This window comes from Halioxenophilus aromaticivorans, from assembly GCF_042850945.1.
Taxonomy (GTDB): domain Bacteria; phylum Pseudomonadota; class Gammaproteobacteria; order Pseudomonadales; family Cellvibrionaceae; genus Halioxenophilus; species Halioxenophilus aromaticivorans.
In genome coordinates this window covers 1,259,925-1,273,172 of the sequence record NZ_AP031496.1, presented here as the reverse complement: position 1 = coordinate 1,273,172, position 13,248 = coordinate 1,259,925, and the positions used below count along the sequence as shown (strand labels likewise).

The window sequence follows — 13,248 nt, the reverse complement described above, 5'->3', positions numbered from 1 at the left end:
GATTATTCGGTTCCGCCAGTTGAATTAAGGTTACCGGTTTGGACCAGCAAACGCTGATAAATAGCCAGCGTTTTTTGCGCTTGGGTCTGCAATGTGAACTCCGGCACCTGTTTAGGCACCGGAGGCGAGGCGATGAACTCGGCCACCTTAGCCAACAGCGCTTGGCCGTCGCCGGTGGCCACCAACCCCTGGGGTAGCGCTAGAGCCAAGGATTCTGCCGGCCCGCCCACGTTATAGGCCACCACCGGAGTGCCCATGGCCATGGCCTCTATCACCGTTCTGCCAAAGGGCTCTGGCCGCTGGGAAAGGTTACACACTAAGGTACTGATGGCGTAAAGCTGCGCCATATCGCTGCGGTGGCCCAAAAATTTAACCTGCTCATCCAGGCCCAGGGCCGCCACCTTGGCTTTTAACTCGCCCAGGTAATCGTCTTTGCCCGGTGTGATATCGCCCACGATCAAACCCGTGGCGGCGATGTTTTGCGCCCGCAACTGTGCCATTAAATCAATGAACTCAAGCTGACCTTTCCAGCGGCTTAGTCGGCCGGGCATTAATAACACAGGCCTTTGGCGCAGGCCCGGAAACTCCCGGTCAAACTGCGCCAGCCAGTCGGTACTGGGCCGGCATTGGGTATTAAATTGGTCCGTATCCACGCCGCGATGCACCAGGGAGATTTTGGCGGGGTCGACCTTGGGGTAATTATTCAGGATGTACTCTCGGACACACTCGGAAATGGCAATCACGGCGTCGCCACAACCCATAATGGCGCTATAGGCGTTAATGGAATACAAGCCGTGAAAAGTAGACACCAACGCCGGGCGCTGAGCATGTGGCATGCCGCGCAGAGCCAGCCACACCATCCAAGCAGGTACCCGCGAACGTACATGGACGATATCCGGTGCAAGTTGCATCAACAAACGGCGCAGGCTACGGACTTTAAACAAAGACGCTAAGCTTTTGCGGTGCACGGGAAAAGCAATGTGCTCACTGCCCTGGGCAGTCAGCTCCGGCACCAACCGGCCGCCGGCGGATATCACCGTAGACTGGTGCCCCTGAGCCACCAAAAACTGGGCAAACTCTACGGTGCCGCGCTCCACGCCGCCAGCGTTAAGCTCTGGTAATACTTGCACCACACGTAGGGGAGGCTTGGCCAATGGTCTCTCTCACTTGTTGTTCGAGGCGGCATTCTAATGCAAACGCCTGTCGGGCAACACCGTTCTTTAGCTGCTAGCGGTTGCGAGCTGGGGGCTGCACTGTCATAGTATTGGCCTTACATATTCAAGGTATTTATGGACAAAGTCCGAATAGACAAATGGCTGTGGGCCGCACGTTTCTACAAAACCCGCTCGTTGGCAAAGCAAGCCATCGATGGCGGCAAAGTGCAGTGCGACGGCCAGCGCGTTAAAGCCAGTAAAGAAGTCACACCGGGCCTGGTACTTTCGGTGACCAAGGGCTGGGACAAAACCGACGTTGAAATCGTTGCCCTGTCTGATCAACGCCGCGGCGCCCCCGAGGCACAAACTTTGTATAAAGAAACCACAGGCAGCGTAGAGCGCCGGGAACGCACCATCGCGCAACGCAAGGCCGCCGGCAGTGGTGCCCAGCGCTTTGACCACCGGCCCAACAAACGCGAGCGCCGGCAAATACATCGGCTGCGCGACCTACTGCTCGACAACGACGACTAAACCCAAACTGAGAGACCCCAAAAGCAACCAAGCCGAGGGTTTGATCAACAAGCATCATCAAACAAAAGCCAGGACGGCAATCCAGCAAACCACTTGCCGACGGTAACCATAAGGGCCTAAGCCCCGCTAGCAAGGAACCCACAAGCGCCATGCCCCAATGCAACACAGGACTAAGTAGGCTGCCAAGCTTCATCCTCGGCCTACTGCTGTTAAGCACCTCCTTGGCAGCAACCGCCAACCCCGAGTCTACCTTGCAACGCACCAAGCAGGCGGTGATTAAAATTCACACCACCCGCGCGGCACCCGACTACTTCACCCCCTGGCGCCTATTGAACCTGGAACAAACCAGCGGCTCCGGCGCGGTGATCAGTGGCCAACGCATCCTCACCAACGCCCATGTGATTGCTGACGCTCGCTACCTGCAGGTGCAAAAACACAACGATCCGAAAAAATACCTGGCCGAGGTGGCATTTGTGTCCCACGAGGCCGACCTCGCCATCCTTACGGTTGACGACAAGCATTTCTTTGACGACTTAAATCCACTCTCCATTGGTAAACTGCCCGCCGCGCTTACCGAGGTATCTGTGTTTGGCTACCCATTTGGCGGCCAGTCGTTGAGCATTACCAAAGGCGTGTTGTCCCGGGTTGAGCACCAGCGCTACGCCCACGCCGGCAGCTACCTTTTGGCCGGGCAGATAGACGCCGCCATCAACCCCGGCAACAGCGGCGGCCCGGTTTTGGTGGACAATCAAATCGTCGGTGTGGTGATGCAAGCCAACGCCGGTGCCCGCGCTGAAAACCAAGGCTACTTTGTGCCGCCCTCGGTGATTGAGCACGTGCTGAAAGACGCCGAAGACAACCACTTTGACGGCGTACCAGAAATAGGCTTTTTAACCCAAAGCCTAGAGAGCCCCGCCACCAAGCGCGCCTATCGCCTGGCCGAAAACGACAGCGGCGCGCTGGTTACTAAGGTGTTTGCCGATGGCCCGGCGGCGCACAAATTACAGGTCGATGATGTGATTTTGGCCATTAACGGCCACGTTATTGCCGACGACCAAACCATCGACCTAGCGGCAGACCTGCGCACCGACTTTAAATACGTGGTCGACAACCTGCACCCAGGCGATGCGGTGAGCCTGGCGGTAAAACGCGACGGAGTTGCATTGGACATCGCTTTAACCGCGGCCCAACAAAACAAAAATCGCAGCCTAGTACAGGCACTGCAATACGATCAGCAACCGCGCTATATGGTATACGCAGGCGTAGTATTTGTGCCGCTGAATATGAATTTAATTCGCCGCTGGGGCCGCGACTGGCACAGCCAAGCGCCCATCGACTTTTTGCACTGGCGTGGCCAATGGGCTAGCCCAGAGCAAAGAGAACTGGTGGTGGCGTTAAAAGTGCTGGCCGCCGACGTTAACCTGGGCTATCACAATTGGACCAATTGGACCATCCAACAGGTAAATGGCGAGGCCATCACAGACTTTGATCACTTTGCCGAGCTAATCTACAGCTTTGATGGCGATTTCATCCAGCTCGGTGACAACAAAGGCTATAAAATGGTGCTAGATCACGCCCAGGCCCTGGCCGCGGAAGACGCGATAAAACAATTATACGGCCTGCCCGCCAGCCACTCCGTGGGCCTGTTTGATCGCATCGCCAATCGCACCCCGGAAACACCCATGGCAATCACCAGCGACAACACTGCCCAAAATAACAACGGTGACACCATAGAGATGCCGCCACCGGCGGTGGATTAACCATGGTAAAAAACCGCATTTTCATAGCCACCATATTCATAGCCACCATAGCGCTGAGCGTTACTAGCTGGGCGGAGATCTACCGCTGGGTAGATGACAAAGGGCGCGTGCATTACAGCGACCGCGCCCAAGACCGCAAGGCCGAAGACGTCAGCGGCAGCCTCAAAAGCGTGAACATTACCCAGGGCCAGCCAGTGCAAGAGTTTGGTGCACAGCAACCAAAATCCGCCGCTGAGCTGGAAATAGACCACCGCACCATGGCAGAAAACCGCAAGCGTGGGCAGGTTTGGCAAACCAAATGCGACAAAGCCCGCCAGCAGCTCAAAACGATTGGCGGCCCAGTGGTATTCACCCGCGAAGATGGCTCCGTATTTGAGATCAGCGAACAAGAACGCGCCGATAAAGAGCACAAATTACGGCAATCCATCGAGCAAAATTGCGGATAGAGTAAGGTTTTCGCGTCTTAGGCTTTTCACGGGCGGTAGTTTCGGTACAATGCCGCCCAAATCCATGGCCCAACGAAACTTGGTTATATGTCGGATCAGCAGTGCCGTTTCATTTTAGAAAACGCAGATATTCGCGGTGAAGTTGTCCAGCTGAGTGATTGCTACCAGCAAGTATTGGCCAACAACCCACTCCCACCTCCCATTCAACGCTTACTGGGCGAATTTCTATCGGCCGTCAGCTTGCTCGCAGCCACCCTTAAATTCGAAGGCATCCTTACTTTGCAAGCCCGAGGCAGCGGCCCCCTGGAGATGATCATGGCGGAGTGCGACCACCAGCAACAGGTGCGCGCCATTGCCAACGTAGCCGAGGATGCCAATGAAGCCGCCCTGGCGGATGCCAGCTTGCAGCAATTGATTGGCGACGACGGTTTACTGGCCATTATCATCGACCCAGAAGTGGGTGAGCGCTATCAAGGTATAGTGCCGTTGGATCAACCCGACCTCGCCGGCTGCATTGGCCACTATTTTGCACAGTCTGAACAGATTAACACCCAGGTATGGTTAGCCAGTGATGGCAAGCTCGCCGGTGGCTTCTTGCTGCAGGCATTGCCGCAAAGCGAAGTGGCCACGCCCGAGGAAAACCAAGAACACTGGCACACCGCTCGTCAGCTGGTGGCCACGGTGAAAGACGAAGAATTGTTAACCCTGGTCCCACAGGAATTAACCTACCGGCTGCTGAACGAATTTACCGTGCGCATGTTTGATGCCACCCCCATTCGGTTTCATTGCAGCTGTTCTCGAGCACGCTCGGCACAAGCGCTCAGCGCCCTGGGCGAGGACGACGTTCGTAGCATGTTGGCGGAGAGCCCAGTCATTGCCATTGACTGTCAGTTTTGCCACCAGCATTACGAGTTTGACCAAAACAATTTAACGGAGCTATTCCCAGACACAAACCACACGTTGCATTGATAGCACGGCACACACCTAAGACTAAAATATAGGCGTCGGGGGACCAAAATGTCCGCCAACCGTTTAGCCTAGGCTGTGCTTTTCTGTCATACTTCGCAGCCCCAAATTTGGGGCAGAAAATAGAGCACTAAAGTGCCAACCAAACCCTTACTAGCGGAAGGGTGACATAAAAAAATTGTTTGCCGGTGATTACGTGGCCAGATCACACGGCAGCGACGCTCGACACCAACACACAGATTGGCCACAAATGATGCTCATAGGATCAATCTAATGACACAGATAGAAGAAGCCACGGCCAACGTACATACGGATTTGACTGCGCCCTTGCTGATCGAACAAGCTCTACAACGCGACGAAGGTTACCTGTCTCACACCGGTGCTTTTGTTGCTGAGACTGGAGCCCGTACCGGCCGCTCACCCGCCGACCGATTTATCGTCGAAGAGCCATCCAGTGCGGAAGCCATCGACTGGGGTGGTGTTAACCGTCCCTTCCCCGCTGACAAGTTCGACCTACTGTGGGATCGAGTAGAAGAGTACTTGGTGCAACAAGATCGCTTTGTATCGCACCTGCACGTGGGCCAAGATAACGACCACTACATACCGGTATTGGTTACCACGCAAACCGCTTGGCACAGCCTGTTCGCCCTGAACATGTTTATCCGCACCGACAACTACAACCCCAAAGGAAAAGAGGAATGGCGCATTCTGCACGCGGCCAACTTCGAATGTAGCCCAGAGCGCGACGGCACCAACTCCGAAGGCATTGTTTGCATCAACTTCGCCCAGCGCAAGGTACTGATTGCCGGCATGAAATACGCCGGTGAAATGAAAAAATCCATGTTCTCCGTGCAGAACTTCCTACTGCCAGAAAAAGACGTTATGCCGATGCATTGCTCCGCCAACGTTGGCAAAGACGGCGATACCTGTTTGTTCTTTGGTTTGTCTGGCACCGGTAAAACCACCCTATCCGCCGACCCTGAGCGCTACCTGATTGGCGACGACGAGCACGGTTGGGCCAAGGGCACTGTGTTTAATATGGAAGGCGGCTGCTACGCCAAAACCATCGACCTCAGCCAGAAAAACGAACCTGTTATCTGGGACGCCATCCGCTTTGGCGCCATTGTTGAAAACGTAGTGCACGATGCCGACAAGCGCATCCCAGACTACTGCGACACCAGTTTAACCGAGAACGGCCGCTGCTCTTACCCACTAGAGCACGTTGAAATGCGGGTTGAAGAGAACCGCGCCGGCGAGCCGAAGAACGTGATCTTCCTAACCTGTGATGTCACTGGTGTGTTGCCTCCGGTAGCTGTACTGAGCAAAGAAGCCGCTGCTTACCACTTTTTATCCGGCTACACCGCCCGGGTTGGCTCCACCGAACTTGGCGCAGAAGCGGGCATCCACCCCACCTTCTCTACCTGTTTTGGTGCACCGTTTATGCCTCGTCCTGCCCGTGAGTACGCCGAGCTGCTGATGAAACGCATTCAAGACTTCGGCGCCAACGTGTACTTGGTGAACACCGGTTGGACCGGCGGATCCGGCGGTGCCGGTGGCGAAGGTTCGCGTTTCCCAATCCCAGTAACTCGCGCTGTGGTTGCCGCCATTCAAAGCGGAGCCTTGGAAGGCGCGCAAACCCAACGTTTGGATGCCATGAATTTAGACATTCCGGTAGAAGTATCCGGCGTAGATGCCAAGTACCTGAACCCGCGTGAGGCCTGGGAAAATACTGCTGCCTACGACGACGCCGCGCAAAAGCTGGCTAAGCTGTTTGCCGACAACATCGTTAAGTTCAACGTCAGCGAAGACATCGCTGCCGCTGGCCCCGCCGCGTAATTCGGGCCGAATAGCGATGGGCCCACCGGCCCATCGCTTCCCTCTACCCCGCCGTTGGACGCAAAATTCCATATCACCAGAGCCAAAAACTCTGACCGCAGACAACTGATCCGCTATTGGGAACAGTTGGATTTAAGCCTGCCAGAAAACCCCTTTGGCGCCTCGCCTTCGGGCAAAAAGAAATTCTACGCGCAATTGGCCCGGCAACTGACCAAAATGGACCATGGCTTTGCGCTGATAGGCTGGCACGGCAAACAGGCCGCCGGCACCATCTGCGCCCATCTTTACGATAAGATCGAATCCACATATTCGCCAGTGGGCATCATCTACAACCTGTGGATAGACCCACAGTTCCGCCGCCAAGGGCTGGCCAGCCAGTTGGCCACCGCCGCAGAAGAATACCTGCACGAGATCGGCGCCCGCAGCTTCCAGGTAGCCTGGCGCAATGACCCCACCGCCGAGTACTTTTGGAACAGCCGAGGCTACGCCGCCTACGAAACCCTGGGCGCAAAAGTAGCGCCTAAGCCAGTGGCTCCGTAATCCATGGGCGCATAGCTTCAACCGCAGCCACGCACTCCAACTCCAGTTTTAAATCGGCCATGTCATCGGCCCGAGTCACCCCCTGGTTAATGATGGCGATGGGCTTGTTCAGCTCCCGCGCTAGGCGGCAAAACCGAAAACTGGAATACACCATAAGCGAGCTGCCCAGCACCAACACAGCATCGGCACAAGCCACCGCCATATTGCAGCGTTCCACCCGCTGTTTTGGTACGCTGCCACCGAAAAACACCACATCTGGCATCAGAGTGCCGCCGCAATGGGCGCAGGGCGGGCACACCAAGCCGCTGTAATCAATGCCGCCAAATTCGGCGTCGCCGTCGGGACGAAAATCAACATCGGCCTGGGCGATTCGGGCCAACAACTCACCATTTAAGGCTTCCAGGCGCTGCTGCACAGCATTGCGATCACCAAAACTGCTGCACTGCAAGCAGGTTACTCGGCCCACCCGGCCGTGCAGCTCCACCAACTTGTTCGAGCCTGCTCGGCGATGCAAGCCATCCACATTTTGAGTGATTAGCAGTTCCACTCGGCCGGCTTGCTCCCAGGCCGGCAATGTGTTGTGCAGGCCATTGGGCTGGGCATCGCGCATATTGGGCCAGCCCAACATACTGCGCGCCCAATAGCGCTTGCGGGTGGCCTCTTGGTTAAGAAACTCCTGATGCTGAATGGGCTTACGCGCCAACCAATTGCCCAACCGATCGCGGTAGGCCGGGATACCCGAGGAGGTACTGCAGCCAGCGCCTGTAATTATCAATAATCGGCGGTGCTGGCCGATAAACTCAGTGAGTAATGCTAGTTCTTTCAACTCGCCACCTATCTCTGTGTATAGCCGGATTGATACCCGTGTACGTGTCTTACGTTCCAAAAGCACCTACAGACGGCGCCAATTTCACAAGCAAGATTCTCAAAAATGGGGCCACCGCATCACAAAGCCCCGGTGAAAGCGCGGCCATTATCGACCAGCAATGTTAAGGATTTAAAATGCGCATCAAGGAAAAGCAGGCCAAACAAGACCCAACCACGCAAATGCTGGAGCGGTTACCCGCCGAGATGCGCACCAGCTTCTCAGACCAACAAATCGCCGCCCTGCGCACCGCCATGGCTGGCGGCAACCACGCCGTGGACCTAAGACCGGTGGTAAAAGTCCCGCTTCTACCCTGGAGCTTTTACCTGGTACTGCTGGCCGGCCGCAACCGACGGGACATGTCCGCCAAAGAGCAACGCATCGCCGCCCGCACCCTGCTGTGCTTAATCGCCTGCGGTATTACCATTTTAGCCGTTACCGGGCTGTTGGTGCTGTACTTGATCAAAAGCGCCCTGGGCATCGATATCTTTAAAGACTTTTCATTTGGGATATGGGATTGGTTTTCGGGTAAGTTTTTGAGTTAACCATCCAACCGGCTATGTTTGCGTTATCACCCCGTGGCCGCCAGCGCGGGGGCACTTTCACCGGCCAAAACACACGTTTTGCTAAAAGCTAACTCCGACCACCAATTCACATTTCCAACCACGCCTCACCCCCAATTGGCACCTATTTCAACCCCTACGGGCTGACCATATTATTGCTGTTTAAACAAGTCTTTCTTCTGCCGAAAAATCTCGCATAATGCCCGCCTTATTCGTGTTCCTAATACCGTAACTTCTGGGGGCGCGGTGCTCATCAACCCTTGTATCAGCGACAACAGGCCGTACATGACCGACCCAATCTTGCAGAAAATCGCCGACGAACTGAGCGTAAAAACCCAACAAATTGAGGCCACCGTAGGCCTGCTGGACGAAGGCGCCACCGTGCCGTTTATTGCCCGCTACCGGAAGGAAGTCACCGGCGGCTTGGACGACAATCAACTGCGCACCCTGAACGATCGTTTGGCCTATTTGCGAGAGTTGGAAGAGCGCCGGGCGGCGATTTTGAAAAGCATTGACGAGCAGGGCAAACTCAGCGAGCAACTGGCCGCGGATATCAACGCCGCCGATACCAAAAACCGCCTGGAAGATTTGTACTTACCCTACAAGCCCAAGCGCCGAACCAAAGGCCAAATTGCCATCGAAGCCGGCCTGGAGCCATTGGCCAACGCGCTACTGGAAGACCCAAGCCTCAACCCAGAAGAACAAGCCGGCCAATTCCTCAACGAAGAGCACAAAATAGCCACCGCCAAAGATGCTCTGGACGGAGCCAAGTACATATTGATGGAGCGCTTTAGCGAAAGCGCCGACCTGCTGGCCAAGTTGCGCGATTACCTCACCAACAACGGCCAACTCAGCGCCCGAGTGGCCACCGGTAAAGAGAGCGAAGGCGCCAAATTTGCTGACTACTTTGATCACGACGAGCCGCTTAAAGGCGTGCCCTCCCACCGGGCCCTGGCCATGCTGCGCGGCCGCAACGAAGGTATATTGTCGCTGTCCATCACCATACCCGAGGCCGAAGACGCCAGCTCCCATCCTTGCGAGGGCATGGTGGCCAGCCACTGGGACATTCAAAACCAAGGCCGCGCCGCCGATGCTTGGCTGGCCGAAGTGGTGCGCTGGACCTGGAAAATCAAATTGCTCACCCACCTGGAAACCGACCTAGTGGGCCAGCTTCGTGAGCAAGCCGAAGCCGCCGCCATCGACGTATTCGCCCACAACCTAAAAGACTTACTGTTGGCCGCACCGGCCGGCGCCAAGGCCACCGTAGGCCTAGACCCAGGCCTACGCACCGGGGTAAAAGTAGCGGTGATCGACGCCACCGGCAAAGTAGTAGACCACGGCGCTATTTTCCCCACCCCTCCGCAAAATAAAATCCGAGAATCCGCCGCCATTCTGCTGGCGCTGTGCAAAAAGCACGATGTGGAACTCATCGCCATAGGTAACGGCACCGCCAGCCGCGAAACCGACCGTTTTGTGGGCGACATGCTGAAAGACAACCCAGAATTAAAAGCGCGCAAGGTAATGGTGAACGAGGCCGGCGCATCCATATACTCCGCCAGTGAATTCGCCGCCAAAGAATTTCCAGACTTGGACGTAACCATCCGCGGAGCCATCTCCATCGCCCGCCGCCTGCAAGACCCACTGGCCGAGCTGGTAAAAATTGACCCTAAATCCATTGGTGTGGGCCAGTACCAGCACGATGTATCGCAACCGCAATTGGCCAAATCCCTGGATAACGTGGTGGAAGATTGTGTGAACGCGGTGGGCGTAGAAGTAAACACCGCCTCCGCGCCATTGCTGGCTCGGGTATCGGGCTTAACCCAAAGCCTGGCCAACAATATTGTCAGCTTCCGCGACGAGAACGGCGCCTTTACCAACCGCAACCAGCTGCGCAAAGTGCCGCGCTTTGGCGACAAAACCTTTGAGCAGGCGGCGGGCTTTTTACGCATCGCCAACGGCGACAACCCACTGGATAAATCCGCGGTACACCCGGAATCCTACTCGGTGGTTGAACGCATCGCCGGTAAAAACCAGCGCGAGCTAACACAGGTATTGGGCGACAGCGACTTTTTACGCAAATTAAAACCCAGCGAATACACCGACGAACAATTTGGCGTGCCCACCGTAACCGACATTATCAGCGAGCTGGACAAACCCGGCCGCGACCCACGGCCAGAATTTAAAACCGCCAGCCTCCAAGACGGCGTAGAAAAAATCTCTGACCTGGAACCCGGTATGGTATTGGAAGGCACCGTCACCAACGTTACTAATTTCGGCGCGTTTGTGGATATCGGCGTGCATCAAGATGGCCTAGTGCATATCTCGGCGCTGTCAGAGACCTTCGTGAAAGACCCACGGGATGTGGTAAAAGCCGGCGATATCGTCAAAGTGAAAGTGATCGACATCGACGAAGCCCGCAAACGCGTTGGCCTATCCATGCGCATGAGCGACGAAGCCGGCAGCAAAGTCAGCGCCGGCGAAGCCCGCAAAGCCAAAGGCAGCCAACGCCAAAAACGCCAGGTCAATAAACAGCAATCGCAACAGCCGGCCATGGGCAGTATGGGTGCGCTATTGGCCCAGGCGATGAAGAAAAAATAACTTCTGTAAATAAAAAGCCCGGGCATTTGCTCGGGCTGTTTAGTAGCGGAAGCACTCCTGCTGTATCAAGACCTGAAACAACCAAGCCCACTTAAAAGCATTCCCTCACTCCACCTTCCAACCAGCTTGTGGCTAATCCTCATTTTCGAGTTGATCGAGTATACGCCTTAATTTTTGCTCTGCATCTGTCCATTTAATCGTCAGATAACCGATAATCGCCAAGGAAGTCACGTAGTAACAGTAGAAAGTACTGTCCTTTTCCTCTACGCCAACTCTATTCCAGAGATAAATACCAAATGCTGCAAGCAATAAAAAGGTGAACGCTATTTTGACAATTTTCATCCGACACCACCTTTCTTTAACGTCTACCGGCTAGCCCACAGGTGCACACTTAGCCCTCACCATACTAAATAAACCACTGAACTTACTTTTGATCATCGGTACTGATCAACCAAACTCTTTATATACAGCCACGGAAAAGGCCAATTTAGTGCTTATATGTGATCCGTTACTTGTTTTCTAGCGACCAGACTCTACCCTCCACGCCAGTCAATTGCAGAGATTTGATCCCTCAGACGGTAAAATAGGCCTGATTCTCGTTCGGGAAAACACACCAATATCAATACTTAACTAGTTTGAGTTGTTGCTCACACAAACTAAACCTTAACTAGATTACTTTTAACAAAGTTACACCAGGAATCTACTAGGCATGATTGGGACCGGGTGATCAACAAACACCCAGACGATCTCTGACAAATCCATATTGCCCATGTTCATCAAAGCGACTAACAACTGTGGCGCACCCCTAGGACAGCTCGGATCAACATGACCGCATCACCATCATTCAAAGCAATAAGAATAGTAATCGGACTGTTTTTAATCGCTGCTATTAGCTCTGCAATTTATTCGTTGGTAAAAATAAGACACGACAGTGATTGCTTTATATCCGATCAACCTTACAAGCTATCAACCAGTACAGTCGAGAACACGTCCTACTCCGTCTATGCCGTTATTTCAGGATTTCAGGAAAAATCAGTTATTTTCCATCTATTCAAAGAACCCATATCGTTCGATCAATGCGGGAAAACAGCGGACAAACCAATCCATAGCGCCTCAACCGATTTTGAATACGGCGAACAAGCCATCACAGACATCAACGTATTGGGCACGAGCCAAATAGAGTTAAAAACCTCGTAAGAAATTGAGTTCGACTTGGAGAACACAAAAGTCGTCTGGCAGCCCTAATACACTCCAAAAAAACTCATTGGCATAATCGGAGACGCCGAATTCGGGCAGCGCATCGCCCTATTTTCCGTTCACTCGCAGTATAACTCGCTATAAGTTACCGTCCCCAGCGGCAATTAAACGACTTGGCGGCACTTAATCCTGTATCCATATATTCCGACAACCCATCAGGTAACAAAAGCGCTTTTCCATTACCAAATTCAAGACTAGAGAACTTATCTTCTTTGCACTTACTCAAAAGGCTCAAAATCACAGCGACTGCCTATAGACCGCCAAGCAAAAAAACGGTCATGCGTTTGCTTGTTCGATCTAGCTTTTAGTAGGAAAAAGTGATCAAAATTTTTAAGGCGTTGTTTATTATTCTCAGCGACCAACACCCCACCACTAAAGACAAACCCTTGCGCGCTAGCGTTTCTACTGCCATTTATTAACATTAATGGTTTAAAGTACGCACCGATGATCGGCCCCCTAGGGATTCAAGGCCCAGATGGCGCAATATACCACAAGACAGAAGCGCACCATCCCAAATCAGAGTCGACGAAATATTACAGCCCTGTTGTCATACTGCGATAGGTGAAAAAGAAGTATTAATACCACTCTGAACAGCACGCCCAGAAGAATTAACAGCTCGCCAAACTGAATCGTCACAGAAAATACATGGCAATTTCAACGGTGAAAAATTTACCTATCTTTTGACAGACAGCACAAAGAGGCACTACTCATTGATCTAATTCATTTGATAGA

The 13,248-nt window shown here is 53.9% G+C and carries 12 protein-coding genes; 9 read left to right on the top strand and 3 right to left on the bottom strand.

All coding sequences use genetic code 11. From position 1 onward, the window contains the following. Window positions 1-2: 2 nt before the first annotated feature. Window positions 3-1,154 carry a glycosyltransferase family 4 protein gene (locus ACGHM3_RS05590; protein ID WP_345421492.1) on the bottom strand — a complete coding sequence of 384 codons (1,152 nt, stop codon included), beginning with the start codon at window positions 1,152-1,154 and terminating at the stop codon, window positions 3-5. A 135-nt stretch (window positions 1,155-1,289) separates the two neighbouring features. Here ACGHM3_RS05590 and ACGHM3_RS05585 point away from each other — a divergent pair, with 135 nt between their 5' ends. The 6 genes from ACGHM3_RS05585 to ACGHM3_RS05560 all read left to right on the top strand — a co-directional run bounded on the left by ACGHM3_RS05585 (window position 1,290) and on the right by ACGHM3_RS05560 (window position 7,233). Next, entirely contained in the window at window positions 1,290-1,685 is a 396-nt protein-coding gene (locus ACGHM3_RS05585; RefSeq protein ID WP_345421495.1) for a S4 domain-containing protein, read from the top strand. A 149-nt stretch (window positions 1,686-1,834) separates the two neighbouring features. After that, window positions 1,835-3,445, top strand: a complete 1,611-nt coding sequence (locus ACGHM3_RS05580) for a serine protease (protein WP_345421498.1) — start codon at window positions 1,835-1,837, stop codon at window positions 3,443-3,445. Between the two features lie 2 nt (window positions 3,446-3,447). Beyond that, window positions 3,448-3,891: a DUF4124 domain-containing protein gene (locus ACGHM3_RS05575; RefSeq protein WP_345421501.1), complete on the top strand. Its 444-nt coding sequence runs from the start codon at window positions 3,448-3,450 to the stop codon at window positions 3,889-3,891. A gap of 87 nt (window positions 3,892-3,978) precedes the next feature. After that, entirely contained in the window at window positions 3,979-4,860 is an 882-nt protein-coding gene (gene hslO, locus ACGHM3_RS05570) for an Hsp33 family molecular chaperone HslO (RefSeq protein ID WP_345421504.1), read from the top strand. A gap of 270 nt (window positions 4,861-5,130) precedes the next feature. After that, complete coding sequence (locus tag ACGHM3_RS05565; RefSeq protein WP_345421506.1) at window positions 5,131-6,693, top strand: phosphoenolpyruvate carboxykinase; 1,563 nt, start codon at window positions 5,131-5,133, stop codon at window positions 6,691-6,693. Between the two features lie 126 nt (window positions 6,694-6,819). Next, window positions 6,820-7,233, top strand: a complete 414-nt coding sequence (locus ACGHM3_RS05560) for a GNAT family N-acetyltransferase (protein WP_345421509.1) — start codon at window positions 6,820-6,822, stop codon at window positions 7,231-7,233. Here the strand turns inward: ACGHM3_RS05560 and ACGHM3_RS05555 are convergent. Continuing rightward, window positions 7,214-8,059, bottom strand: a complete 846-nt coding sequence (locus tag ACGHM3_RS05555) for an NAD-dependent protein deacetylase (RefSeq protein WP_345421512.1) — start codon at window positions 8,057-8,059, stop codon at window positions 7,214-7,216. The genes ACGHM3_RS05560 and ACGHM3_RS05555 overlap by 20 nt on opposite strands. 176 nt (window positions 8,060-8,235) lie before the next feature. Here ACGHM3_RS05555 and ACGHM3_RS05550 point away from each other — a divergent pair, with 176 nt between their 5' ends. Both ACGHM3_RS05550 and ACGHM3_RS05545 read left to right on the top strand, forming a co-directional pair. Beyond that, on the top strand, window positions 8,236-8,643 hold the full coding sequence (locus ACGHM3_RS05550) for a 3-phosphoshikimate 1-carboxyvinyltransferase (protein WP_345421514.1): 408 nt from the start codon (window positions 8,236-8,238) through the stop codon (window positions 8,641-8,643). 303 nt (window positions 8,644-8,946) lie between these two features. Beyond that, window positions 8,947-11,259: a Tex family protein gene (locus tag ACGHM3_RS05545; protein ID WP_345421517.1), complete on the top strand. Its 2,313-nt coding sequence runs from the start codon at window positions 8,947-8,949 to the stop codon at window positions 11,257-11,259. Between the two features lie 132 nt (window positions 11,260-11,391). Here the strand turns inward: ACGHM3_RS05545 and ACGHM3_RS05540 are convergent, their stop codons facing one another. Continuing rightward, window positions 11,392-11,601 carry a hypothetical protein gene (locus ACGHM3_RS05540; protein WP_345421520.1) on the bottom strand — a complete coding sequence of 70 codons (210 nt, stop codon included), beginning with the start codon at window positions 11,599-11,601 and terminating at the stop codon, window positions 11,392-11,394. A 483-nt stretch (window positions 11,602-12,084) separates the two neighbouring features. On the opposite strand from ACGHM3_RS05540, the gene ACGHM3_RS05535 reads away from it, so the two are divergent. Then, window positions 12,085-12,456, top strand: coding sequence for a hypothetical protein (locus tag ACGHM3_RS05535; RefSeq protein WP_345421523.1), 372 nt, complete (start codon window positions 12,085-12,087; stop codon window positions 12,454-12,456). Window positions 12,457-13,248: the final 792 nt, after the last annotated feature.